Raw genomic sequence first — 25970 nt, forward strand, 5'->3', positions numbered from 1 at the left:
TCGCGCAACCCCACCGACCGGCTCATTCCACCGCCCCCAGATCAAACGCCAACGGCTTGGCCGGCTTCTGCCCGATCCCGTACCAATCCAGCTTGCGGGTCAGCACCATGAACACGCCGAGCAAGCCGAACAGCAACAACGAGCCCATCAACAACGCGTAGTCCTCGGCACTCAACAAGCCGTAGAGCAAGCCATACAACGCCGCCAACCCCGCCGAAAAGCTCAAGCCGTGACGCGCGCTTCGCAACACATGGCAGACATAGAACCCGATCAGCAACACGCAGCCGCCGGCCGACAACAGATAAGCCAGGGCAAAACCGATGTGCTCCGACAGCGACAGCAGCAACAGGTAGAAGAATGCCAGCGCAACCCCCACCAATGCGTATTGCACCGGGTGCACCGCCAGGCTTTTCAGCACTTCGAAGAGGAAGAATCCGGCGAAGGTCAGCACGATGAACAGCAGTGCGTATTTGATCGCCCGATCGCTCTTGAGGTATTGGTCCACCGGATCAATGAAACTCACGCCAAAGCTGCGGCCGCTGTACGCCTCGCACCCACCGCCGGACACACAACTGCTCAGCGCTTCCTGCAGGTTCGTGGAGAAAAACGAGGTCTGCCAGTTGGCGGTAAACCCCTGATCAGTGACTTCACGCTGGGCCGGCAGGTAGTTGCCGATGAAGCTTGGGTGCGGCCAGTTGGCGCTCAGCGACACCTTGCTGGTCTTGCCCACGGGAAGGATCTGCAACTGACCGGTGCCTTGCAGCCGCAGGTCGAAACCGAAGGTCAATTCCGTGGCTTGCCTGGCATCCAGCGCTGGCAATGTCACGTGTACACCTTCGCCTAACCAGCCCACCTGGGTCCCCGGAACAAAGTCCAGCCGCTGGTCATTGAGTTCGAGTTTCAGGGCGTTTTCGATGCCGCGAATGTCGCTGATACCGACGGCCAGAAACGGCTGGTCGAACTGGTAATCGGCAAAATCTTCCTTGATGCCCAGTTGCGCCGGGACCGAGAAATGCCCGCTGATGCGGTTGTCGGCGTGGAACAGGCGCGCCTCGTAAATGCCTCGGGAGCGCAGTTCGGTCTGCACCTGGCCATCGAGTTCGAAGCGTTCCGGGAGGAAATACAGACGACCGCGCTCCTCACCGACTTCCTGATAACGCTGGTTGGTTTTTTCGTTGAGCTTCCAGGTGCGCACCACTTTGCGATACGGCACCACCATCAGCGGCCCGTTCAGTTGCTGGCTGTAGCTGGAGCTGCGGGCAATGTCTTCAAGCACACCGTCGCGCAATTGCTGGCGGTCCTGGATGACGCCGTTGATCATCAGCAACGGAATCAGCAATAGCAGAATCAGAAGGGCGATTGCCCCGAGTTTTAGGGTCAGGCTGCGGTTCATGGGACTCTCCCTGTTTGGATGGGGAGAGTCTGGAATCGGTGTGTGGGGGATTTATGAGGGGAATATGGAGATTGTGTGGAGTCTGGGCCGGCCCCATCGCGAGCAGGCTCGCTCCCACAGTTGATCTGCGGTCCCCCTGCAGGAGTGAGCCTGCTCGCGATGGGCCGCGACTCGGTCCTAAGCCAGGCGCAACCTGACTTCAACACCACCCTGGACATTGCCGATGCTCAATGCCCCACCATGCAGTTTCACCACTTCTTCCACAAAGTTAAGCCCCAACCCGGTGCTCTTGCGCCCACTGTCCGGGCGCGGCAGCGAGTAGAAACGCTCGCTCAAACGCGGTAACGCATAGTCGGGAATCGCCTCGGCCTGATTGAACAACCTGAACTCGATCTGCTCGCCGACCCTCTCGGCGCTGAACCGCAGCAGCCCCTGAGGGGGGGTGAAATCCAAAGCATTCTCCAGCAGATTCCCCAGCGCCTGCCGCAACAGAAACGGCTCGCCATGCAGGGTCATATCCGGCGCGATCCTCTGTTCCACGCGCAACTTTTTTCCTTCGATCCGCGCGGCCTGGGCGTTGAGCAACTCATCCACCAAACCCGCCAACGGCACCGCCACCCGCTCTTCCAGCCCTTGACGCTGCTCAACCTGGGCCAGGTTCAGCAACCGCTCAATCAACTGCTGCATCCGCACACTTTCACTGTCGATGTTGCTGACGAAACGCTGCTGCTGAGCCAACGGCATTTCACCTTGCAGCAACTCAGCTGCACCGCGAATCGCCGCCAATGGGCTTTTCAATTCATGGGTCAGGGTGTGCACATAACGCTCGACGTAGGCTTTGCCTTCCAGCTGGGTTCGCATCTGTTCCACCGCCGTCGCCAGTTGCTCCAACTCCCCGCCGCGATAATGCGGCACCTCGACGCGCCGGCCCTCACTCACCGCTTGGGCATAGGCGGTCAACCGCCGCAGCGCCGCGCTCAGCCACCATGACAACAGCGCGCCGAACAGCAGGCCCAGGCCGATCAACCCGGCGCCATAAGCGAGCAATCGACGTTCGGTGCGATCCACGTAAGGCTGCAACGAACTGTTGGGCTTGGCCACAGTGACCACGCCGATGATCCGGCCGTTGTCGCGAATCGGCGCGCCGACGTGCATCACCGAAGAGGTCGCATCGTTCGGATCGCTGCGGGTGGAACGTGCGCCGTATTCACCGCGCAACGTCAGGTACACGTCGTTCCATCGTGAATAGTCCTGCCCCACCGCTGCGCCACTGGAGTCCAGCACGACGATGCCTTTGGCGTCGGTGACGTAAATCCGGTGGTTGACCTGGTTCTTCGGCAAGCCCCAGATGCTTGCCTTCGGCTGCCGTTCGCCATAGGCCCTGAGCAGCTCGGGCCAGCGGTTGTGGTTGAGGGTGCCGGCCTTGAAATCGTCGCGCAGGATCTCGGCCATCAGGTTGGCGGTGTCGACCAGGGTTTCTTCCGTGGACTGGCGCACCCCTGGGCGGATTTCTTCCATCACGGTGTTGAGCACGAAGTAACCGGTCAGGCCGATAAACAGCACGTAGACCAGGAAAATCCGGATCCCCAACGGCATCAGCTGTGCCCCGGGCTGTAGCTGTAACCGAGGCCGCGATGGGTCTGGATCGGTTCGGCGTCAGCCTTCACCAGACGCAATTTGGCACGCACGCTTTTGATATGGCTGTCGATGCTGCGCTCGTAACCGGCATCGGCGGCCACGCCCAGCGCATCGAGCAATTGCTCGCGACTGAAGACGCGTTCGGGTTGTTCCAGCAGGCATTGCAGCAGACGGAATTCGTGCCGGGTGAGATTCAATGGTTGATTGCGATAGCTGATCTGCACGCGTTGGCAGTCGACCCGAAACAACGCCGATGAGACTTCGGCCACCGGTCGCGGCGCCATGCGCTTGAGAATCGCCCGGACCCGCGCCGCGACTTCCCGGGGGCTGAACGGCTTGACCACGTAGTCGTCGGCGCCGATTTCCAGGCCCACGACGCGGTCGATTTCCGCGTCACGGGCGCTGAGGAAGATTACCGGCACTTCGCTGAAACGCCGCAGTTGCTTGCAGGTCTCGAAGCCGCTGATGTCCGGCAGGCCGATGTCGAGAATGATCAGGTCGGCCGGGGTCTGGCGCTGATGCTCCAGCGCCGCCGCGCCGAGGCTCAACCAGGTCGTGGCGAACCCCTCGCCCTGCAACGCGAATATCAGGGTGTCGGCAATCGCCGCTTCGTCTTCGACAATCAGGATATGAGGCATGGCGTCCGAGCCCGGCAGTTAAGTGGGCGAACGGTGCCCCAAGCCTCTCGTTCCGTCAATCAGCAGTCGGGTTTGTCGGCCGTGAAACGCCGCGCCGGGTTGACCGCCGCACCGAATTCACGCAAGGCCTTGGCACCGATCAACAGCGGATAGTTGAAGCTGCTGCGGTCGGTAAGGTTGACCTCGACAGTGCGCTTGACGTTGCCCAGGCACAGTTCCAGATCGACCACCGGGCGCTTGGTCGGCTCGACGGCTTCCTTGTCATCGTCATCCTCTTCGGAGCGGGTCTTGATCTTGCTGATCCGCGCAACCTTATGCTCGTAGACCTTGTTGCTCGCGTCTTTGGTGGCGAGGCGGAAACGGACCCACTCGTCGCCGTCGCGGGTGAAGGTTTCGATGTCCTTGGCCGACAGCGAGGCCGTCAGGGCGCCGGTGTCCATTTTGGCCTTGAGGACTTCGCCGCCGATTTCCGGCAGCGCAATGTATTCGTAACGCCCGTACAGCGTCGGCTCGGCGGCCAGGACCGGCAGGGCCACGAGAGAAAGCAGTGCAAGGAGGGATTTCACGTAATGGGCATCCTTTGGGAATGGGGGCGCAGTGGCCAAATTCTAGACCGCAAACAACAAAGATAGTTGGACGGCCACCTAGCTTTGTGGCGAGGGAGCTTGCTCCCGTTGGGCGGCGAAGCCGCCGTAAATCCATTCAACTCGGTGTTCCTGACACGCCGCTTCACATTAGCTTTTGGGGCCGCTTCGCAGCCCGGCGGGAGCAAGCTCCCTCGCCACAGGTGATCTCATCAGGCGGCAAGCATAACGATGTAAAGGTGAAACATTCGTCACCGCCGATTTGGCCTGCGGCCCGAAGCTGAATATCATGACGCGCCCAAACGCTTTCAAGAGTTACTTATGCGCCGCCTGCTCACCGGCTGTTTCGTTACCCTGCTGCTGTTGCTCAACACCCTGGTCCTGATCGGGCCGCTGATGGTGTTTGCGCTGCTCAAACTGGTCTTGCCTGGTCGCTATCGCGACTACGCCTCATGGGCGGTGATGTGGGTCGCCGAAACCTGGGCCGAGATCGACAAGCTGATCTTCAAGTGGTGCATCCCGACCCAGTGGGACATTCGTGGTGGCGAGGGTCTGCGCGTCGATACCTCATACCTGGTGATCAGCAACCATCAATCCTGGGTCGATATCCCGGCGTTGATCCAGGCCCTGAACCGCCGCACGCCGTTCTTCAAGTTCTTCCTCAAGAAGGAACTGATCTGGGTGCCATTCCTGGGGCTGGCGTGGTGGGCCCTGGATTATCCGTTCATGAAGCGCTACACCAAGTCATTCTTGGCCAAGCACCCTGAGCTGGCCGGCAAGGATCTGGAAATCACTAAAGCGGCGTGCGAGTTGTACAAGCGTCAGCCGGTGACCGTGGTCAATTACCTGGAAGGCACCCGATACACCGCAGCGAAAAGCACTCAGCAGCAGTCACCCTTCACTCACCTGCTCAAGCCCAAGGCCGGCGGCGTGGCGTTTGTCCTGGCGGCAATGGGCGAACAGCTGGATGCCGTGCTTGATGTGACGGTGGTGTATCCGCAGCAGCAGATTCCGGGGTTTTGGGATTTGATCAGTGGCAACGTGCCGAGGGTCATCATCGACATCAAGACCCGAGAACTCGACCCGGCGCTGTGGCAAGGCGATTACGAAAACGATCCGGTGTTTCGCGAAACGGTCCAGAACTGGGTCAACCAGCTCTGGATCGAGAAGGATCAACGCATCGACGCGTTGTGCGCCGAGCGCCGTTGAATCAACTGCCGGTGCCGGCGCCCCAGATCCCGCCCAGGCTTTCCAGCAACGAGCCACCAACGCCCTGCTGACCGAGGTATTGCAACAGCACCGGGGCAAACTGGCCGATCATGCCGCTGTCCATGCCCAACGCGCTGAAAGCGTTGTTCAGATCGTTGGTGTTCTTCACGGCACCAAAGGCATTGTCCAGACCGGCCGCCTTGCCGGAAGACCCAAGCAGGCCGGCCAGCGCACCCAGCTCACCGCCGCCGGACAACTTGTCGATACCCGGAACGCTTTTGGCCAGTTCCGAGTAATCGGTCGAGTTCAACTGATTCTTCGCCAGCCCCAGCATCGCCCCAGTCCCGCCGACGGCCTGTTGAGGTGTCACGTTCAATTCGCTGAGCGCGCTCAACAATCCGGCCGTTTCTGACGTTGGCGCAGCCGCTGCGGCAGCATTACCCCCTGCATGCTCGAAGCGGCTTTGGTCACATCGTCCAGGCTGAAACCGGCGAAGACCGGGCTGGCCGCGAGGGTCATCAGCGAAGCCAGTGCTAAACCGCGTGAAATCTTCATCCAGACATCCTCTTGCGCCGTGAGAGCCGCCCGTGTGTGGGCGGGAAAACTGCCGATTTGACCGGGGTTTGGGGGGTGTTGTTCCTTGCTGGCGCAGGCATTTTTTGCCTTTGGAAGTGCATAGCATGAGATAGACCAGTTAATTGACTGCTATAAGAAACAACCTGACTACATCAAACCGGTATAAAAATCTGTCATATCTGACAGTTGCGACCGTTTCGCAGCACAAACTAAGCTGAGTTTGTAACAACAGCAATCGGGAGTGAGTTATTAAATAGCAGCTCGCACCTCTTCGTTTTCGATCTGGTAGGAAGCATTAATATGGCTGGCAGAGAAACAGGTATAGTTAAATGGTTTAACGATGAAAAGGGCTTTGGATTTATCACTCCAGATAGTGGAGGAGCGGAACTTTTCGTACACTTCAAAGCAATTGAATCAGACGGCTTTAAAACTTTGAAAGAGGGACAAGCAGTATCTTACGTTTCAGAAAAAGGGCAAAAAGGTCAACAGGCTGCGCAGGTACGCACCGAATAAATAAACAATGACCAAAGTCGTTGAAGACTCGACCAGGCCTGCTTCCACCTAGTCGTTAGGGCAGGCCATTCTTATCGGAGACACGGCGATGAGGCGAAAAACAGAAAAGTGCGATACTACAGTCGTTAACGAACCTACTTCGTCGCCATCGAAAAGTTTGGAACATATAGAACTGGAGACTCAGCCAATTATCTTTTGCATCAACCCGGGCGACCGTCATCCAAAGGTCGGCGATAAGGTGACGTATGACCTAGTCCAAGGCGATAACGGACAGTGGTACGCAAAGAACATCATAGTGGTAAGCGACAAAAAGCCTCATTAAATCTATTTGGCTTTGACCGTAAGTCCTGCTTCTCTTGTGCGTACATACCAACTGAAGCTATTGTTTTTCTTCACTTACGGCAATTAGCTGGCAATAGGTATCAACGCGAGTGTTTATTACGGACAAACAAACGGGGGTTAGACACCATGCAGACAAAGATTATTGCCAGCGTTTTAGCAATCCTGACCGTGAGTAACTATACCTACGCAGATACTTGCCCTGAACCCTCATCTATTTACAAAACAAAGAGTGGCTTTGAAGCCAAGGACAAATCCGGCCATATCTGGAAAGGAGAAGATCCGGGACAACCGGTCGATGTTAAGACTCTGGTTTTTGAAGATGCGGCGTATATCACTGAAGACGAAACCGAAAACGGGCCAGTGAAAGTCAGTCAGTTGAGTTGCCGCTACCAAAATCTGGCCTTGTTTCTAGACAATGTAGTCAACTGGAAAGCCGCGGCGCCTGCGAATTGGGACGAATCGAATCGCTGTTATTCTAAACCCAACAATGACTGCTCATTCTCTTTGAGCAATTAGGTGTCACCGGACAGCCATGAAAAAGGGCGACATCACTGTCGCCCTTCTCCCGTCTTGCGTAACGCTTACGCCGCGCTGAACAACTTATGCGGATCAATCACAAACTTCTTCGGCACGCCCGCATCGAACTCACCATAACCGCGTGGCGCGTCATCAAGGCTGATGACTTCCACGCCAACGATGTCGGCAATGTGAATGCGGTCCCACATGATCGCCTGCATCAGCTGGCGGTTGTACTTCATCACGGGCGTCTGGCCGGTGTGGAAGCTGTGGGATTTGGCCCAGCCCAGGCCGAAGCGGATGCTGAGGCTGCCCATTTTTGCGGCAGCATCGACGGCACCTGGATCTTCGGTCACGTACAGGCCCGGGATACCGATTTTGCCGGCAACCCGTACCACGCCCATCAGCGAGTTGAGCACGGTGGCCGGGGCCTCGTGTTTCACGCCGTCATGGCCGTGGCCGCGCGCTTCGAAGCCTACGGCGTCGACGGCGCAATCCACTTCTGGTTCGCCCAGCAGTGCAGCAATTTGTTCGTGCAGCGGGGTGTCCAGGGACAGGTCGGCGATTTCGAAACCCTGGGCCTTGGCGTGTGCCAGGCGGACGGTGTTGACGTCACCAACAATCACCACCGCCGCGCCCAGCAGGCGGGCGGACGCGGCAGCGGCCAGACCGACAGGGCCGGCGCCAGCAATGTACACGGTGCTGCCTGGGCCAACGCCGGCGGTGACTGCGCCGTGGTAACCGGTCGGCAGGATGTCGGAGAGGCAGGTCAGGTCGCGGATTTTTTCCATCGCGCGATCACGATCAGGCAGTTTCAGCAGGTTGAAGTCGGCATACGGCACCATCGCGTATTCAGCCTGGCCGCCGGTCCAGTCGCCCATGTCGACATAACCGTAAGCACCGCCCGGACGCGCCGGGTTAACGCTGAGGCAAACACCGGTATGCATTTCCTTGCAGGAACGGCAGCGCCCGCAAGCCACGTTGAACGGCACGGAGACCAGATCGCCGATCTGCAGGTTTTCGACGTCGCTGCCCTTCTCGATCACTTCGCCAGTGATTTCGTGGCCCAGCACCAGGCCGGTCTGAGCAGTGGTACGGCCGCGCACCATGTGCTGGTCGGAACCACAGATGTTGGTGGAAACCACACGCAGGATGACGGCGTGGTTAATCTTCCTGCCGCGCGGGTCCTGCATTTTCGGATAGTCGATTTTTTGCACCTCGACCTTGCCATTGCCGAGATACACCACACCACGATTGCCAGACATGCTTTCACCTCGCTGTTGTTTTTATGTAGCGGTCGCGTCGCCATGAAGCGGCGGCGCGTTGATTGCTCTGGTTGTTGCCTGTGTGTCTTGTGTTGCCTGATAGGGCCTCTTCGCGAGCAGGCTCGCTCCCACATTTGATCGGGGGTGTACACACGTCTGTGACCAACACAAAACCTGTGGGAGCGAGCCTGCTTGCGAAAGCGAACTAGAGAACGACCGTGCGATTGGCGTTGAGAAACACTCGTCGTTCAATGTGATACCCGACGGCCCGCGCCAGGGTCAGCCCTTCGATATCCCGACCTTTGGCGATCAAGTCTTCCGGGTAGTGACTGTGGTCCACGGCCTCTACGCCCTGGGCGATGATCGGGCCTTCGTCCAGGTCGTTGTTGATGTAGTGCGCTGTGGCGCCGACCAGTTTCACACCCTTGTTATAGGCCTGGTGATAAGGCTTGGCGCCCTTGAAACCCGGCAGCAACGAGTGATGGATGTTGATCGCCTTGCCGTCGAGTTTGCGGCACAGCTCGGGCGACAGGACTTGCATATAGCGGGCAAGAATCACCAGTTCAGCGCCGGATTCTTCGATCACCTGCCACACCTTACGCTCTTGCGACGGCTTGTCGTTCGGGTCCAGCGGGAAGTGGTAATACGGAATCTGATGCCAGTCGGCCAACGGTTTGAGGTCCGGGTGGTTGGACACCACGGCGGCCACGTCCATCGACAATTGGCCAATGCGTTGGCGGTAGAGCAAATCGTTGAGGCAGTGATCGGCCTTGGAGACCATGATCACCACTTTTGGCCGGTAGTTCGGCGGTGTCAGCTCGAAGACCATGCCGAAGGCTTTGCCACGCTCTTCCAGTCCGGCGCGGAAGGCTTGCTCGTCGAAGCCATCGGGCTGGCGGAATTCCACGCGAATGAAGAAACGGCCCGAGAGCCGGTCATCGAAGGAATGGTGCTCGGTGACGTAGCAGCCCTGCTCGAACAGAAAGCGGGTCACCGCGTCCACGGTGCCGAGGACGCTTGGGCAGTCGGCGGTCAGAATCCATGTGTCTGGGGCGCGGCTCATAGTGCGGTGACTCCTGAGAGTTCGGGGAACAAAACATTCTCCTTTGGGAGCGAGCCTGCTCGCGAAGAGGGCGTGTCAGTCGACATCAATGTCGCTGAGATACCGTCTTCGCGAGCAGGCTCGCTCCCACAGGTGATCGCCTCCTGATCAGGCCTGGACGCTCAGGCCGTATTCCGCCGCTGCATCCTGCAACCACAACCACCAGTAATCCGAGAAGCTGCGACGGATCAGCAGTTCCCAGGTGTCTTCGGCGGTGTGGCGGATCACCAGTTGCGACTTGGCAAACACGGTGCCGACAGCCTTGCCCACCGGGAAGCTGTTGGGGTGCACGTCGTAGCTGGTGGATTTCATCAGCACCTGGCGCACGTTCGGGCCGCTCAGTTCGAGGATCTGCTGGCCGCCGCTGACGTTGGTGATCGCGATGTGCAGGTCGCCCAGCGCTTCACGCAGTTTTTGCTCGGCCGCGAATTCTTCGCCGGTCGGCACGATCAGCAGCCATTCATCCGGCCCCATCCATTGCAGGCTGGTTTCGCCTTTGACGACGACGGTCAGCGCGGCCGGCAGTTCGATCCCGAGGGCCTTGTGCACGCCAGCGGCGAACGCCGCATCGTGGCCATCACCACGAATGGTCAGGTGGCCGAGGAGTTTTTTCTCACGCACGATCACGCCGGCGCTTTTACGGCCCTTGCCCACCAGGCTGGCGAGGCCGGCATGATGCAGCGACGACTCGGCCTTGGCCCCGGTGGTTGGGCGTTGTTGGTACACATTGGCTGCGGTCATAAAGCACCTTTCCTGAATTCTGTTGGTTCCTGTGGTGGCTGCACTGCCGTCATCGCCAGCAGGCTAGCTCCCACATTTGACCGCGATCTCCTGTGGGAGCGAGCCTGCTCGCGAAGGCGGTAGCAGGCACCCCACAGGACCCGAAGCCATTAGATGTTCTGGCGATCACCCTTTGGATCGAAGAACACCGAAGAAACGATTTCCGCCTCGATCACGCTGCCATCGGCCAGCGGTGCGAACACGCGCTCACCGATGCGCTTCAAACCGCCCTTCACCACGCCCATGGCAAACGAATAGCCCAGGGAGTTGTGCAGGTAGCTTGAAGTGACGTGACCGACCATCGTCATCGGGATCGTCTGCTTGGTGTTGAACACCAGTTGCGCACCTTCCGGCAGCCATTTGGTCGGGTCGATCGGCTTCAGGCCCACCAGCTGTTTGCGTTGATCACGCACGCAGTCTTCGCGGTTCATGCCACGCTGGCCAATCCACGAGAACGGTTTGGTGCGACCGACACACCAGCCCATGTTCAGGTCGTCCGGGGTCATCGAGCCGTCGGTGTCCTGACCGACGATGATGAAGCCCTTCTCGGCCCGCAGGATGTGCATGGTTTCGGTGCCATACGGGGTCAGGTTGTACTGCTTGCCAGCCTCGACGATTTTCTCGAGCACGCCCATCGCATAGTCGGCTTGCACGTTGACTTCGTACGACAGCTCACCGGTAAACGAAATCCGGAAAATCCGCGCCGGCACACCGCCGACCAACGCTTCTTTCCAGGTCATGAACGGGAAGGCTTCGTTGCTCAGATCGGCGTCGGTCACTTCGCTGAGCAGCTTGCGGCTGTTCGGCCCGGACAGGGTCATGGTTGCCCAGTGATCCGTCACGGACGTGAAGTACACCTTCAGGTCTGGCCATTCGGTCTGGTGGTAGATTTCCAGCCATTGCAGCACGCGAGCAGCGCCGCCGGTGGTGGTGGTCATCACGAAGTGGTTATCGGCCAGGCATGCGGTCACGCCGTCGTCGAACACCATGCCGTCTTCTTTGCACATCAGGCCGTAACGGGCCTTGCCCACGTCGAGCTTGGTCCAGGCGTTGGTGTAGATGCGGTTCAGGAACTCGCGGGTGTCCGGGCCCTGGATGTCGATCTTGCCCAGGGTCGAAGCGTCCAGCAGGCCGACGCTGTCGCGCACGGCTTTGCATTCGCGTTTAACGGCAGCGTGAATGTCTTCACCGTTTTTCGGGAAGTACCAAGGACGCTTCCACTGACCGACGTCTTCAAACTCGGCGCCGTTTTTCACGTGCCAGTGATGCAGCGCGGTGTGACGGACAGGTTCGAAGATGTGCCCACAGTGACGACCGGCCACGGCGCCGAAGGTAACCGGCGTGTAGTTCGGGCGGAACATGGTGGTGCCCATCTGCGGGATGGTCACGTTCAGCGAACGGGCGGCGATGGCCAGGCCGTTGACGTTGCCGAGCTTGCCCTGGTCAGTGCCGAAGCCCAGTGCGGTGTAGCGTTTGACGTGCTCGACCGACTCGAAGCCTTCGCGGGTCGCCAGTTCGATGGCGGCGGCGGTGACGTCGTTTTGCAGGTCGACGAATTGCTTCGGTCCGCGCGCGGTGCCTTTTTCGTGTGGCACCTGGAACAGCGCCAGGGTGGGCTCTTCGAGACGGCTCAGGGCTTTCGGCAACGTGCCTTCGACCACACTGAAACCGGCTTCGCTGGCTGCGCGAGCGCCGCCTTCAAAACCATCGGCCAACGAATCGCCGAGGCCGTAGACGCCGTTGATGCCACCAACGCACACGCGTTTCTGCGGTGCTTCGCCCGGTACGAAACCGAGGATGTCTTCACGCCAGATCGGTTTGCCACCCAGGTGCGAAGCCAAGTGAACCACCGGGCTGTAACCACCGGAGCTGGCGATCAAATCGCAATCAAGCCACTCGCCAGGGCTGGTCACGGCGTGTGCTTTGACATCGATCGCGGCAACGCGAGCGGCGGTCACGTGCTTGCTGCCACGGGCCTCGATCACGGCGCTGCCGGTCAGGATGCGAATGCCTTTGGCGCGCGCCTCTTCAACCAGTGCACCGCGCGGATTGCTGCGGGCGTCGGCGATGGCCACCACTTGCAGGCTGGCATCGAGCCAATCCAGGGCAACGCGGTAGGCGTGATCGTTGTTGGTCGACAGCACCAGTTTCTTGCCCGGTGCCACGCCGTAACGGCGAACGTAAGTCGAGACAGCGCCGGCCAGCATGTTGCCCGGCACGTCGTTGTTGCCGTAGACCAGTGGGCGCTCGTGAGCGCCGGTTGCCAGCACCACACGTTTGGCGCGAACCCGATGGATGCGCTGGCGCACCTGGCCAATCGGAGCGCGGTCGCCGAGGTGATCGGTCAGGCGCTCGTGAATGGTCAGGAAGTTATGGTCGTGGTAACCGTTGACCGTGGCGCGCGGCAACAGCAGCACGTCCGGGGTGTCTTTCAGTTCGGCGATGACGCTGGCGACCCACTCGGCCGCTGGCTTGCCGTCGAGGCTTTCGCGGGAGTCGAGCAGGCTGCCACCGAACTCTTCCTGTTCATCGGCGAGGATGACACGAGCACCGCTGCGCGCAGCCGCCAGTGCAGCGGCCAGACCTGCGGGGCCACCGCCGACGATCAGCACGTCGCAGTGCTGGTTCATGTAGTCGTAGGTGTCCGGATCGTTCTCGGTCGGCGAGCGGCCAAGGCCGGCGGCCTTACGGATGTACTTCTCGTAAGTCATCCAGAACGATTGCGGGTACATGAAGGTTTTGTAGTAGAAGCCCGGCGGCATCAGCTTGCCGCCGACCTTGCCGAGAATCCCCATCATGTCGTTGTTCACGCTTGGCCAGCCGTTGGTGCTGGTGGCGACCAGACCTTGATACAGCGCTTGTTGCGTGGCGCGCACGTTGGGGATCTGCGTGGCTTCGGTCGCGCCGATCTGCAGCACGGCGTTCGGCTCTTCAGCGCCGGCAGCGAAGATGCCGCGCGGACGGGAGTACTTGAAGCTGCGACCGATGATGTCGACACCGTTGGCCAGCAGGGCAGCGGCCAGCGAATCGCCTTCAAAGCCTTTGTAGACCTGACCGTTGAAGGTGAAGCTCAGCACTTTGTTGCGGTCGATCCGTCCGCCGTTGGACAGGCGATTGATCTGGCTCATACCTTCTCTCCCAGAGCCGTCGTGGCCGCTTTCGGGCTATCGGTCTTGTCGGTGAACTGCGGCTTGGCGCCGATCTTGTAGGTCTCGAGAATCTCGTAGGTCACGGTGTCGCGGGTCGCGTTGAAATACTGACGGCAACCGGCGACGTGATCCCACAGCTCGTGGTGCAGACCGCGAGGGTTATCGCGGAAGAACATGTAGTCGCCCCACTCCTCGTCGGTGCAGGTGTTCGGATCCAGTGGGCGCGGAATGTGCGCCTGGCCGGATGCGTGGAATTCCTCTTCGGAGCGCAACTCGCCGCAGTGAGGACAGAAGATATGCAACATGGGGATTTCTCCTGTTAGTGGGCAACCGCAGCAGCGCCGTGTTCATCGATCAACGCACCGTTGTGGAAACGGTCGATGGAGAAAGGTGCAGCCAATGGGTGCATTTCACCCTTGGCCAGACTCGCGGCAAACACGTTGCCCGAGCCAGGTGTGGCCTTGAAGCCGCCGGTGCCCCAACCGCAGTTGAAGAACATGTTCGGGACCGGGGTTTTCGAGATGATCGGGCAGGCATCCGGTGTGGTGTCGACGATGCCGCCCCACTGCCGGTTCATGCGCACGCGGGACAACACCGGGAACATCTCGACGATGGCCTGGATGGTGTGTTCGATCACCGGGTACGAACCACGCTGGCCGTAGCCGTTGTAGCCGTCGATACCGGCGCCGATCACCAGGTCGCCCTTGTCGGACTGGCTGATGTAACCGTGTACGGCGTTGGACATGATCACGCTGTCGATAATCGGCTTGATCGGCTCGGACACCAGCGCTTGCAGCGGATGGGATTCGATCGGCAGGCGGAAACCGGCCAGCTTGGCCATGTGCCCGGAGTTACCGGCGGTCACCACGCCGACGCGCTTGGCGCCGATGAAGCCTTTGTTGGTTTCAACGCCGATGCACACGCCATTTTCCTTGCGGAAGCCGATCACTTCGGTCTGCTGGATCAGGTCCACGCCCAGTGCGTCAGCGGCACGGGCAAAGCCCCAGGCCACGGCATCGTGACGAGCCACGCCGCCGCGACGCTGGACGGTCGCGCCCATCACCGGGTAGCGGGTGTTCTTGGAGCAGTCGAGGTACGGGATCTCGTCGGCCACTTGCTTGGCATCGAGCAGTTCGCCGTCGACGCCGTTGAGGCGGTTGGCGCTGACCCGACGCTCGGAATCACGGATGTCTTGCAGGGTGTGGCACAGGTTGTAAACGCCGCGCTGGGAGAACATGACGTTGTAGTTCAGATCCTGGGACAGGCCTTCCCACAATTTCATCGCGTGTTCGTACAGGTGCGCCGACTCGTCCCACAGGTAGTTGGAGCGAACGATGGTGGTGTTGCGCGCGGTGTTACCGCCGCCCAGCCAGCCCTTCTCGACCACGGCCACGTTGGTGATGCCGTGCTCTTTGGCCAGGTAGTAAGCCGTGGCGAGACCATGCCCGCCACCGCCGACGATGACCACGTCATAGACCTTTTTAGGGGTCGGCGTGCGCCACATTTTCTGCCAGTTTTCGTGATGGCTGAGGGAGTGTTTGAAGAGGCCGAAGCCCGAGTAGCGTTGCATAGTCATTTACTCCAAAACCGCGCTCAGCGATAAACCGGGAAGTCCGCGCACAGGGCCGACACTTGCTGGGCAACATTCGCTTCCACGTCGGCGTCGCCGAGGTTGTCGAGGATGTCGCAGATCCAGCCGGCCAGTTCCACGCACTGGGTCACCTTGAAGCCGCGCGTGGTCACCGCCGGGGTGCCGATGCGCAGGCCGGAGGTCACGAACGGCGACTGTGGATCGTTCGGGACAGCGTTCTTGTTGACGGTGATGTGGGCGCGACCGAGTGCTGCATCCGCCTCTTTGCCGGTGAGGCCCTGACGGATCAGGCTGACCAGGAACAGGTGGTTATCGGTGCCGCCGGACACTACATCGTAGCCGCGTTTGATAAACACGCCGGCCATGGCCTGGGCGTTGTCGATCACTTGTTGCTGGTAAACCTTGAAACCAGGCTCCAGCGCTTCCTTGAAGCACACGGCTTTACCGGCGATGACGTGCATCAGCGGGCCGCCCTGTGCGCCGGGGAATACCGCAGCGTTGAGCTTTTTCTCGATTTCTTCGTTGGACTTGCACAGGATCAGGCCGCCACGCGGACCGCGCAGGGTCTTGTGGGTGGTGGTGGTGACCACGTCGGCGTACGGCAGCGGATTCGGATACAGGCCAGCAGCGACCAGACCGGCCACGTGGGCCATGTCGACGAACAGCAGCGCACCGACCTTGTCGGCGATCTGACGGAAACGTGGGAAGTCGAGGGTCTTGGAGTAAGCCGAGAAGCCGGCAACGATCATCTTCGGTTTGCATTCGACCGCCAGGCGCTCGACTTCGTCGTAATCGATCAACCCGGTTTTGGTGTCGATGCCGTACTGCACGGCGTTGTACAGCTTGCCCGAGGACGACACTTTGGCGCCGTGGGTCAGGTGACCACCGTGGGCCAGGCTCATGCCGAGGATGGTGTCGCCCGGCTGGATCAGAGCCAGATACACAGCACTGTTGGCCGAAGAGCCAGAGTGCGGCTGGACGTTGGCGTAGTCGGCACCGAACAGTTGCTTGGCGCGTTCGATGGCCAGCGCTTCAACTTTATCGACGTGCTCGCAGCCACCGTAGTAGCGCTTGCCCGGATAGCCTTCGGCGTATTTGTTGGTCAGGCCGCTGCCTTGCGCTTCCATGACGCGTTTGCTGGTGTAGTTCTCTGACGCGATCAGCTCGATGTGATCTTCCTGGCGTTGCTCCTCGGCATTCATCGCCGCCAGCAGTGCATCGTCGTAACCCTGGATCTGGTCTTGCTTGCTGAACATCGCGTCTCTCCCAGCGGCATCTATACGCCATTCGTCTCGGTAAGGCACCGGTGTTTCGACAGTGCCCTTTGATGCGATGGTATGACCGGCGCAGACAGGCCAAATGCCTACGGACGCCACGCAAAGGTGCGTTTACGACATGGCGGGAAATGGCATGCCGAACACACTCCTCAAATCACCAAGGAACCCCTGTAGGAGTGAGCCTGCTCGCGATAGCGGTGGGTCAGGCAACATCAATGCTGGCTGTGACGGCCTCATCGCGAGCAGGCTCACTCCTACAGGGGTCAGGCGATTGCCTGGCGCATTGCGAGCAACAGCAGAAAATGCAGCGGATACAAGGCATACGCCCAACGCCGCATTGGCGGCGGCTGGAAATGCCGGGTATGTCGCAACAGGAACAACCCGAGCAATGGCGCAATCAGACAAGCGGCAATGCCGAGGAAGGCTGCACGGTTGCCGATCCGCGCGGAGTAAAACAGCACCTCCCATTGATTCGCCGCCAGGCACACCAACCCCGGCAACAGGCTGAAATACCAGGGCCGGCGGATCACCAGCAACGTCGCCAGCGGCAGCAGCACCCCGAAGAATCCAAACATCAGCCACTGCGGGAACAGCGCCGCCAGCGCCAGCGCGACCACCGCGAGCAGTCGTGATTGCAGGCGTTGATCCTGCCAGCCACGAGCCACCAGCAATCCCAGCGTCAGCGTAGGCAACACGTTCAAGGTGTCGGGATCGGGAATGTACATCCGGTAGGGAATTTCGCTCAGGGCGCTGAACAACAGTAACCAGCCCAGGTATCGCCACTGGCCGTCGGTCGTCGTGGCACCAGTGCGCGCAAGGTTGGCCGCCATCGCCAGGCAGAACCACGGAAACGCCAGCCGTCCCGGCACATACAGCAGATCGACGGAGTAACCGACATATCGCAGGTGATCGAGCACCATGCTCAATAGCGCCAGCCACTTGAGCAGATCCAGTGCCCCATCCCTTTGCGTCATGTGCATAATTGCCCGTCGTCTTTGTAGTGTTCTGTCAGACGCATCCCGTGTGCTCGCCGGATGATCTTCGGTAAAGTGCGCACCATCATTGACCACGAGGCGCTTCACCATAAGCGTCTCGACCACGGAAAGCAGGGCCATGACCGATAAGAGCCAACAATTCGCCAGCGACAACTATTCCGGTATCTGCCCTGAAGCCTGGGCTGCCATGGAACAGGCCAACCACGGCCACCAACGCGCTTACGGCGACGATGAATGGACCGCACGCGCGTCCGATGATTTCCGCAAACTGTTCGAAACCGACTGCGAAGTGTTTTTCGCCTTCAACGGCACCGCGGCCAACTCGCTGGCCCTGTCGTCGCTGTGCCAGAGTTACCACAGCGTGATCTGCTCGGAAACCGCCCACGTCGAAACCGACGAGTGCGGCGCGCCGGAATTCTTCTCCAACGGTTCCAAGTTGCTCATTGCCCGTACTGAAAACGGCAAGCTGACCCCGGAATCGATCCGCGAAGTCGCCCTCAAGCGCCAGGACATCCACTACCCGAAACCCCGCGTCGTGACCCTGACCCAGGCCACCGAAGTCGGCAGCGTCTACACCCCGGAAGAAATCCGCGCCATCAGCGCCACCTGCAAAGAGCTGGGCCTGAACCTGCACATGGACGGCGCGCGCTTCTCCAACGCCTGCGCATTCCTCGGCTGCTCCCCGGCCGACCTGACCTGGAAAGCCGGCGTCGATGTGTTGTGCTTCGGCGGCACGAAAAACGGCATGGCGGTGGGTGAAGCGATTCTGTTCTTCAACCACAAACTGGCCGAAGACTTCGACTACCGCTGCAAACAGGCGGGGCAACTGGCCTCGAAAATGCGTTTCCTGTCGGCACCGTGGGTCGGGATTCTGGAAAACGACGCCTGGCTCAAATACGCCCGCCACGCCAACCATTGCGCGCAGCTCCTGGCAGAACTGGTCAGCGATATTCCCGGCGTGGAACTGATGTTCCCGGTACAGGCCAACGGCGTGTTCCTGCAACTGTCGGAGCCGGCCATCGCTGCACTGACGGCCAAGGGCTGGCGTTTCTACACCTTCATCGGCAACGGCGGCGCACGCTTCATGTGCTCGTGGGATACCGAGGAAGAGCGCGTCCGTGAACTCGCGGCAGATATCCGTGAAGTCATGTCCCACTGATTCCTTCAAACAGCAACCCGATCCCCTGTGGCGAGGGAGCTTGCTCCCGCTCGGCGGCGCAGCCGTCGTAGAACCAGCCAATGCGGTCTGCCAGACAGACCGCATTCTCAGTATTCGGGGCCGCTTCGCAGCCCAGCGGGAGCAAGCTCCCTCGCCACAAAACCCCTTTCCCCCTCCCCTGATCACTCACCCTGAAACTCTTGGTCTACATTGATTGGCGAGCCGCTTCTATCCGCTCAGACAATAATAATCAGGAGCGTACGCATGTCCTTACAAGGCAAAACCCTGTTCATTACCGGTGCCAGCCGTGGGATTGGTCGTGAGATCGCGCTGCGAGCTGCGCGGGATGGGGCCAACATTGTGATTGCCGCCAAAAGCGCCGCCCCCACCCCAAACTGCCCGGCACGATTTTCAGCGTGGCCAAGGAAGTTGAAGACGCGGGCGGCAAGGCGCTGGCCTTGCAGGTGGATGTTCGCGATGAACTCGCGGTACGCGAGGCGCTGGCCCAGGCCCACGAACATTTCGGCGGTATCGATGCATTGATCAACAACGCCGGGGCGATCAAGCTGACCGGCGTTCAACACATCGAGCTCAAGCGCTTCGACCTGATGCACCAAATCAACACCCGCGCCGTGTTGCTGTGCAGCCAGGCTGCCCTGCCCTATCTGAAAAAAACCAAGGGTCACATTCTTAACCTGTCGCCACCGTTGAACCTGGCGACGAAATGGTTCGCCCAATACAGCCCCTACACGGTGACCAAATACGGCATGAGCATGCTGACCCTGGGCATGAGTGAGGAATTTGCCAGTTATGGCATCAGCGTCAATTCGTTGTGGCCGCAGACGATGATTGCGACGGCGGCCATCGAGTTTCAGCTTGGCTCGAGGGAATCCTTCAAACACGCACGAACGCCGGCGATCATGGCCGATGCTGCTTACGCAATTCTGGACAGCAGCAGTCGCAGCATTACCGGGCGGTTGCTGATTGATGAGGACATTCTGCGGGAGCACGGCGTGACCGAATTCGATCATTACCGTTTCGAGCCCGGCACCAACGACACGCTGATGCCAGATTTGTTTGTCGACTGAATACCAACACCTGTAGGAGCGAGCCTGCTCGCGATAGCGCCGGTACATTCACCACCGCTATCGCGAGCAGGCTCGCTCCTACAGGTTGCGCGGCGCGAATCAGAATTCGATGCGCACGTCACCCTTCGGCACGCTGCAGCACGACAGGATGTAGCCTTCGGCTTCGTCTTCCTCGGTAATCCCGCCGTTGTGGTCCATTTCGACCTCGCCGCCCAGCTTCAATACCTTGCACGTGCCGCAAATGCCCATGCCGCAGGCCTTCGGAATCAGCAAGCCCAGCTTGGCCGCCGCCGCATGCACGGTTTCACCCGGGGCCACGCGAATGCTCTTGCCGGAGGAGATAAATTCGACTTGATGCAGGTCCGCCAGATCAACTTCCGGCGCGTCGGCAGCAATTTCTGCCTGTTCCACCGCATCGGCGCGGGCTTCCGGCGGCGTGGCACCGAAGGATTCCTCGTGGTAACGCGACATGTCGAAACCGGCGGTCTCGAGCATGCGCTTGACCGCGTTCATGTATGGCGTCGGGCCGCAGCAGAACACTTCGCGCTCCATGAAGTCCGGGGCCATCAGTTCGAGCATCTTGTGGTTCAGGTAACCGCGATAACCCGCCCACGGCTCACCCAGACCATGCTTCTCGCAGATCAGGTGCAGGCTGAAGTTATCGATCCGCGACGCCATGTGTTCCAGCTCGCGGTGATAAATGATGTCTTTGGGCGAGCGGGCGCTGTGGATAAACACCATGTCGACGTTGCCGTTGGTGTCGTAGAACCAGCGCGCCATCGACATGACCGGCGTGATGCCGACGCCGCCGCTGAGGTACAACACCTTCGGCGCGGTGAAGTCCATGGCGTTGAACAGCCCGACCGGCCCGTGCACCGCCAGCTCCTGACCTTCATGCAGCGTGTCGTGCAACCAGTTCGAGACTTTGCCGCCCGGTACGCGCTTGATCGTCACCGAAAAGCTGTACGGCACCGATGGCGAGCTGGAAATGGTGTAGGAGCGCATGATCGGCACGCCTTCGATTTCCAGCTCCAGGGTGACGAACTGCCCCGGCTTGAAGAAGAACAGGATCGGCTGGTCGGCCATAAAGCAGAAGGTGCGCACATCCCAGGTTTCCTGGATGACTTTGACGCAACGGACGATGTGTCGACCGTTGGCCCAGGTCTGGGTGGTTACCGGATTCAGGAAGCTGTTGGACATGCTGTTCTCCACCGCCGATGGTCGGCCTTATGTTGGCGATTCTGCGTATAGCGCGAGCCACCCATTTACCTATCTGCGACATTCACATACTTATCGCGACCAGCCCCCAACTACCGGGGGTTGCGCGTCGGGAACAGATTGGGCCATGTCGCCCATGGATAAGGTTCTGCCCAGCGCCGGCCCCACACTCGCTCCATACCAAGACACAATCTTTACACCTTGCTTTACACCTTGCGTAGCAAACCTGATTAGCCACTTTCGCCGGCCACACAGAATGGCCTTGAGGATCAAATCGATGGACGTCACCGCAAAAATCAGCCTGGGCGATCCGCTGGAACCCGCACGCAAGGCCACCGCGCAGATGCTGCAAGAGCGCGAGCGCACTTTCTCGCTGCCGCAGCCGTTTTACTCTGACGAGCGGCTGTTTGATATCGACATGCAGGAAATCTTCCAGAAAGAGTGGTTGATCGCCGGCATGGCTTGCGAGATCCCGACCAAGGGCAACTACCTGACCCTGCAAGTCGGCAAGAATCCGATCATCGTGATTCGCGGCGCCGAAGGCGTGATCCATGCATTCCACAACGTCTGTCGTCACCGCGGCTCGCGTCTGTGCACCAGTGAAAAGGGCAAGGTTGCCAAACTGGTCTGCCATTACCACCAGTGGACTTACGAACTGGACGGTCGCCTGCTGTTCGCCGGCACCGAAATGGGCGCCGACTTCGACATGAAGCAGTACGGCCTCAAACCGGTGAACGTGAAGACCGCCGGCGGCTACATCTTCATCAGCCTGTCGGAAAACCCGCCAGCCATTGATGACTTCCTGTCGACGCTGAACCATTACATGGAACCGTATGACATGGAAAACACCAAGGTGGCGATTACCACCACCTTGATGGAAAAGGCCAACTGGAAGCTGGTGCTGGAAAACAACCGCGAGTGCTACCACTGCAACGCGTCGCACCCGGAACTGCTGAAAACCCTGCTGGAATGGGACGACGTCACCGACCCGCGTGCCGACCAGGCCTTCAAAGACCACGTCGCGGCCTCCGCCGCTGCCTGGGAAGCCGAGAAGATCCCTTACGCCCACGCCAGTTTCGGCCTGCGTAACCGCATCGTGCGCATGCCGCTGCTCAAGGGCACTGTGTCGATGACCCTGGACGGCAAACAGGGCTGCGCCAAACTCATGGGCCGCATCAAGAACCCGGACCTGGGCTCGATGCGCATCCTGCACCTGCCGCACTCCTGGAACCACTGCATGGGCGATCACATCATCGTCTTCACCGTGTGGCCGATCAGCGCTCAGGAAACCATGGTCACCACCAAGTGGATCGTCCACAAGGACGCGGTTGAAGGCGTGGACTACGACGTGGAGCGCATGCGCCAGGTCTGGGACGCCACCAACGACCAGGATCGCCGTCTGGCCGAAGAGAACCAGCGCGGGATCAACTCCACGGCGTACCAGCCAGGGCCTTACTCCAAGACCTATGAGTTTGGTGTGGTGAACTTTGTGGACTGGTACAGCGAGCGTCTGTTGAGCAACCTCGGGGCCGAGCCTGCGCCTTACCTCAAGGGCGTTCCGGTTCAGGGCTAACAGCAAAAGCATCGCGAGCAGGCTCGCTCCCACAGGGGATCTTTGGTGCGCTGAAGATCGAATGTGGGAGCGAGCCTGCTCGCGATGACGGCCTCACATTCACCCGATCAACTTGAAGACCACCTCACGCTGCCATCCTCCCCGATAAACGTCTCTTCGATGTGCTCCCCCACCAACCGCACCTTCACATACCCATTCAACACCCGATCCGGGTACGCCTCATCCCGCGCATTCTCGGTTTCCGACCACAACACCCGTGTATGCCCGTCCAGCTCGCTGGCATTGCCATACGGAATCGCCCCATGTCCGGCGCAACGCGCATGCAGTCCACCCTGGGCCGCATAGCAAATGCCATTGTGCAAATGCCCCCAATACCAGTAATCAGGCTCCCGCCCCAGCGCATCACAGACCGGCTGATACAATGCCGTCTTGTTGTGCCCGGAAATATCGAACCCCTGATGGTGACTGAGCACCATGATCTTCTTGCGCTGGGGCAGTTCTTTCATCCAGGCGATCTGCTCCTTGTTCAGCGTGCCGTCCATGTACAGATTGATGGCGTCTGACGCATAGGCCGTATCGAGCCCGACCACCAGCCAATCGTCGTTGTACAACGCGAAATAACTGGTGCCTTGCTGCGCCGGAAAACGCTTGGCCAGTTCCTTGAAATAACCATGGGCGCCGCTGTACATCTCGTGATTGGAATTGAGGGTGAACGAGCCGTGCTTGCCCATGGGCCAGCCGACCATGTCGACGTCTTCCTGGGAATGGGTGCCGGCGTAATACACATCCCCCAGGTGAATAGTGAAATCGGCCTGAGCCAGTTGCATCTGGTTGGCCACCGCCACTGCCGGGGCATGGCTGTCGAACGGACCGGTGCCCCAGTCGCCGGCGATCGCCAGCACCACGTCACTGTCCATCTTCATCAATGCCGGGTTAGTGGCGAACGGCGCGTGATGGCGCAGGTTTTCGATCCACTTGAGCAGCGCTTCGCTCCACAACAGATCCAGCAGTTCCCACTTGCGACAGCCCAGCAGACTGCCGTCCTTGAGCACCCGGGTCTGCAACTGGTCGACCGATTGCGGCAAAGGCGTGGCGTTGCCGATGTGCAGGATCGACAAACCGTGGGACAACTCCCACGGCACGCTCGGCTGATCGGCCGGCAGATCGCCGTGTTTGAGCACGTATTGCGCCTGATCGTGGCCACGCTGCAACAGGGCGACGATGGCCTGGAACTCCTCGGGCTCAAGCTCGCTGATGAGCTTTTTCCAGGACATTTCCAATCGCGTGAACAGCCCATGCACGCGAACTTTGACCTTGTCGTATTCATGTTCCCAATGAGTAACTAATGACATGTTGGCATTCCTCCATCCGTAGTGGGATCACAGGGTTTTCATGAACTCGATGAGCGCCCGTTTATCGATGTCCGACAGTTGCGTGCCGTACAGGTGGCCGCTGTTGTGGTTGCCCTCCAGGCGCGTGTCGTATTTGAAGTCCGCCGAGGCCTTGGCCTGCGCCCCGCTCGTGACGAAGCCGACCTTTTCCTGGTCGTACACATCGGAGCCGGTGTAGAACACCGACGGCCGCTGTTCCGGCGTCTGCAGCAGATCCCACAGCGTGGGCACCGAACCGTTATGCAGGTAGGGCGCCCGCAGCCAGACACCATCGGTCGGCGTGTTGCTGTAGCTCTGGGTCTTGCGATAGGCGTTGAAGTCGAATGGCGGTTTCTTGAAGGTGTGGAAGGCCTCCACCAACCCCGTGGTGAACGAGTTCAGGCGATGGGGATCGGTGCCCAGTTCGTCGATGTGGGTGGTGACCTGGCCGGTGTCGGTGCGACCGAAGTCGTGACAACCGGCGCAGTTCTGATCCCAGAGCGGTTTGCCCTGGGCGACCTTGGCCTGGTCCAGCGCGAACGGCCAGGCGGGCGGCTTGGTGCCGAGCAGCCAGTTGGTCACGCGGTTGAAGCTTTCCGGCAGCACAGATTCCGGCGTCGCACCCACGGCCATTGCCGCTGCGTAGTTGCGCTCGTGGATGTCGTTGTTGTTGCCGTCCCAGTGCAGGTACAGCGACTCCCGGGGTTTCTGGTTCCAGACTTGCGGCAGGTCGACGGTGCCGATGGTCGAGTCATCCGGGAAGCCGAACACCACCATTTTCGTCGGGTTGAAGGTGTCGGTGCGCCCCGGTCCCTGTTGCGGGCGCAGCTTCTGCCAGGCGTAGGCCTGTTTCTGTTTGAGCAACGCGCTCTTGGCCATCGGAATGATGAGGTAGCGGTTGTACAAGCGCTCGAAAAAACCGAGTTGGAACTTGCCGTTGATCGCAGTCATCACCGCGTCGGTGGTGAATGTCGGATCGCTGGCGCAATCGTAGGCGAACCACTGAAAGGCTTGCAGTTGCAGGGTATTGGCCGGGGCGGTGGCCACCGGGGTGGCAACGTCGCTGGCATTGGCCCGGTAGGAACCTGTGTGACACAGGGCGCAGTTTGGCTCAACGGTCGGGTAGCCGATCTGCCGCTTGGCCATGCCGATGGGCAGGTCCTTGCCGTTCTCAAAGAGGAAACCGAAGACTTCATAGCCGCCGGGTCTGGGCAGTTTCTCGGGACACATCTGCGGCAGCACGGCGAACAGGTAATACGGGATGCGCGCTTCAATGCCCAAGCCGATGGCGGCGTACTTGTAGTGGTCTTCGTCGGAGGCGTACTTCTCGGCTGGCACCACCCGCAGCATCTGGTACCAAGTCTCGTAACCGATAAATCCCAGCACCAGGACCACGATCAGCGTGCCGACCTTGAAACTGTGCCGCTGCCAGCGCAGCGCCCAGCCGGCACGCCATTCCCGCCAGCCATCACAGAGCAACGCCAACGGACGATTGGCCGGCGTGCTGCCCAGGTACAGCAGGATGCCGAGGATCAGGAACATGCTCAGATCGCCCATCAGCATCGGCACGAACACTGATGCCTGGCTGCTGGTGTTGATCAGGTAGATCCAGAACGCCACGGCGATCAGTCGCGACAATACACATAACCAGGAATGCACCACAAACCGCGATGCATTGAAGCCCGACGGCATGTAGAACACGCTGATACCCACCAGCAGCATGCCGGCGTTTTCAAGCCATGGATCGGAGAGTTGCGGTGGCATGCCGAGCATCGAGGTCAGCAGCGCCGGAGCGAAAAGCGCCGGGATCGCGAAGACCATGTTCATCACGATGCCTAGCCAGATGAAGCGTTGGAACCAGCGGATGTAACTGTCCATATCATCCATTTCCTTCTAATCCTGAACACCGTCCACTGTGGGAGCGAGCCTGCTCGCGAAAGCGTTGTATCAGGCAACGTCAATGTTGACTGTGCCGCCGCTTTCGCGAGCAGGCT

20 protein-coding genes and 2 pseudogenes are annotated in these 25970 nt (G+C 59.9%); 6 read left to right on the forward strand and 16 right to left on the reverse strand.

Annotated elements, in window-relative coordinates; translation table 11 throughout:
* Positions 1-22 precede the first annotated feature (22 nt).
* The 4 genes from creD to HP062_RS18370 all read right to left on the reverse strand — a co-directional run bounded on the left by creD (position 23) and on the right by HP062_RS18370 (position 4235).
* Positions 23-1393 (reverse strand): cell envelope integrity protein CreD, encoded by a 1371-nt coding sequence (gene creD / locus HP062_RS18355; RefSeq protein WP_172791841.1) that lies wholly within the window; start codon positions 1391-1393, stop codon positions 23-25.
* A 177-nt stretch (positions 1394-1570) separates the two neighbouring features.
* Entirely contained in the window at positions 1571-2989 is a 1419-nt protein-coding gene (creC, locus tag HP062_RS18360; RefSeq protein WP_172791842.1) for a two-component system sensor histidine kinase CreC, read from the reverse strand.
* Positions 2989-3669, reverse strand: a complete 681-nt coding sequence (creB, locus tag HP062_RS18365) for a two-component system response regulator CreB (RefSeq protein WP_172791843.1) — start codon at positions 3667-3669, stop codon at positions 2989-2991. Before creB ends, creC begins: the two co-directional genes overlap by 1 nt.
* A 59-nt stretch (positions 3670-3728) precedes the next feature.
* On the reverse strand, positions 3729-4235 hold the full coding sequence (locus HP062_RS18370; RefSeq protein ID WP_010467060.1) for an ATP-dependent zinc protease: 507 nt from the start codon (positions 4233-4235) through the stop codon (positions 3729-3731).
* A 339-nt stretch (positions 4236-4574) separates the two neighbouring features.
* Between HP062_RS18370 and HP062_RS18375 the strand changes: the two genes are divergently transcribed.
* Positions 4575-5462 carry an acyltransferase gene (locus tag HP062_RS18375; protein WP_172791844.1) on the forward strand — a complete coding sequence of 296 codons (888 nt, stop codon included), beginning with the start codon at positions 4575-4577 and terminating at the stop codon, positions 5460-5462.
* Position 5463: 1 nt separating this feature from the next.
* On the opposite strand, the pseudogene HP062_RS18380 reads toward HP062_RS18375, so the two are convergent.
* A pseudogene (locus tag HP062_RS18380) lies at positions 5464-6017 on the reverse strand (DUF2780 domain-containing protein).
* A gap of 321 nt (positions 6018-6338) precedes the next feature.
* Here HP062_RS18380 and HP062_RS18385 point away from each other — a divergent pair.
* Together HP062_RS18385 and HP062_RS18390 are read left to right on the forward strand one after the other, a co-directional pair.
* On the forward strand, positions 6339-6551 hold the full coding sequence (locus tag HP062_RS18385) for a cold-shock protein (RefSeq protein ID WP_010467055.1): 213 nt from the start codon (positions 6339-6341) through the stop codon (positions 6549-6551).
* A gap of 468 nt (positions 6552-7019) precedes the next feature.
* Positions 7020-7409 (forward strand): DUF3757 domain-containing protein, encoded by a 390-nt coding sequence (locus HP062_RS18390; protein WP_083375609.1) that lies wholly within the window; start codon positions 7020-7022, stop codon positions 7407-7409.
* Positions 7410-7474: 65 nt separating this feature from the next.
* On the opposite strand, the gene fdhA is transcribed toward HP062_RS18390, so the two are convergent.
* The 8 genes from fdhA to HP062_RS18430 all read right to left on the reverse strand — a co-directional run bounded on the left by fdhA (position 7475) and on the right by HP062_RS18430 (position 17553).
* Positions 7475-8674, reverse strand: a complete 1200-nt coding sequence (fdhA, locus tag HP062_RS18395) for a formaldehyde dehydrogenase, glutathione-independent (RefSeq protein WP_077747277.1) — start codon at positions 8672-8674, stop codon at positions 7475-7477.
* A gap of 205 nt (positions 8675-8879) precedes the next feature.
* Positions 8880-9737, reverse strand: a complete 858-nt coding sequence (purU, locus tag HP062_RS18400) for a formyltetrahydrofolate deformylase (protein WP_172791845.1) — start codon at positions 9735-9737, stop codon at positions 8880-8882.
* A 147-nt stretch (positions 9738-9884) separates the two neighbouring features.
* Positions 9885-10517 carry a sarcosine oxidase subunit gamma gene (locus HP062_RS18405; RefSeq protein WP_077747276.1) on the reverse strand — a complete coding sequence of 211 codons (633 nt, stop codon included), beginning with the start codon at positions 10515-10517 and terminating at the stop codon, positions 9885-9887.
* 149 nt (positions 10518-10666) lie between these two features.
* Positions 10667-13684 carry a sarcosine oxidase subunit alpha gene (locus HP062_RS18410; RefSeq protein ID WP_172791846.1) on the reverse strand — a complete coding sequence of 1006 codons (3018 nt, stop codon included), beginning with the start codon at positions 13682-13684 and terminating at the stop codon, positions 10667-10669.
* Positions 13681-14010, reverse strand: a complete 330-nt coding sequence (locus HP062_RS18415; protein ID WP_010467039.1) for a sarcosine oxidase subunit delta — start codon at positions 14008-14010, stop codon at positions 13681-13683. The genes HP062_RS18410 and HP062_RS18415 overlap by 4 nt, the downstream gene beginning before the upstream one ends.
* A gap of 14 nt (positions 14011-14024) precedes the next feature.
* On the reverse strand, positions 14025-15275 hold the full coding sequence (locus HP062_RS18420; RefSeq protein WP_007947735.1) for a sarcosine oxidase subunit beta: 1251 nt from the start codon (positions 15273-15275) through the stop codon (positions 14025-14027).
* Between the two features lie 23 nt (positions 15276-15298).
* Entirely contained in the window at positions 15299-16552 is a 1254-nt protein-coding gene (gene glyA, locus HP062_RS18425; protein WP_010467035.1) for a serine hydroxymethyltransferase, read from the reverse strand.
* A 284-nt stretch (positions 16553-16836) separates the two neighbouring features.
* Positions 16837-17553: a TraX family protein gene (locus HP062_RS18430; RefSeq protein WP_172791847.1), complete on the reverse strand. Its 717-nt coding sequence runs from the start codon at positions 17551-17553 to the stop codon at positions 16837-16839.
* Positions 17554-17686: 133 nt separating this feature from the next.
* On the opposite strand from HP062_RS18430, the gene HP062_RS18435 reads away from it, so the two are divergent.
* Both HP062_RS18435 and HP062_RS18440 read left to right on the forward strand, forming a co-directional pair.
* Positions 17687-18727, forward strand: coding sequence for a low specificity L-threonine aldolase (locus HP062_RS18435; RefSeq protein ID WP_010467030.1), 1041 nt, complete (start codon positions 17687-17689; stop codon positions 18725-18727).
* 264 nt (positions 18728-18991) lie between these two features.
* A pseudogene (locus HP062_RS18440) lies at positions 18992-19815 on the forward strand (SDR family oxidoreductase).
* Between the two features lie 99 nt (positions 19816-19914).
* Here the strand turns inward: HP062_RS18440 and gbcB are convergent.
* A complete protein-coding gene (gene gbcB / locus HP062_RS18445) occupies positions 19915-21015 on the reverse strand; it encodes a glycine-betaine demethylase subunit GbcB (RefSeq protein WP_010467027.1) in 1101 nt (366 codons plus the stop codon).
* 295 nt (positions 21016-21310) lie between these two features.
* Here gbcB and gbcA point away from each other — a divergent pair, with 295 nt between their 5' ends.
* A complete protein-coding gene (gbcA, locus tag HP062_RS18450) occupies positions 21311-22606 on the forward strand; it encodes a glycine-betaine demethylase subunit GbcA (RefSeq protein WP_010467026.1) in 1296 nt (431 codons plus the stop codon).
* A gap of 107 nt (positions 22607-22713) precedes the next feature.
* Here gbcA and HP062_RS18455 read toward each other — a convergent pair whose 3' ends face one another.
* Positions 22714-23958: a metallophosphoesterase gene (locus tag HP062_RS18455; protein ID WP_172791848.1), complete on the reverse strand. Its 1245-nt coding sequence runs from the start codon at positions 23956-23958 to the stop codon at positions 22714-22716.
* A gap of 27 nt (positions 23959-23985) precedes the next feature.
* Positions 23986-25854, reverse strand: a complete 1869-nt coding sequence (locus HP062_RS18460; protein WP_172791849.1) for a hypothetical protein — start codon at positions 25852-25854, stop codon at positions 23986-23988.
* Positions 25855-25970 lie beyond the last annotated feature (116 nt).

Origin of the sequence: Pseudomonas sp. B14-6, from assembly GCF_013260315.1 — a bacterium.
Lineage (GTDB): Bacteria > Pseudomonadota > Gammaproteobacteria > Pseudomonadales > Pseudomonadaceae > Aquipseudomonas > Aquipseudomonas mandelii.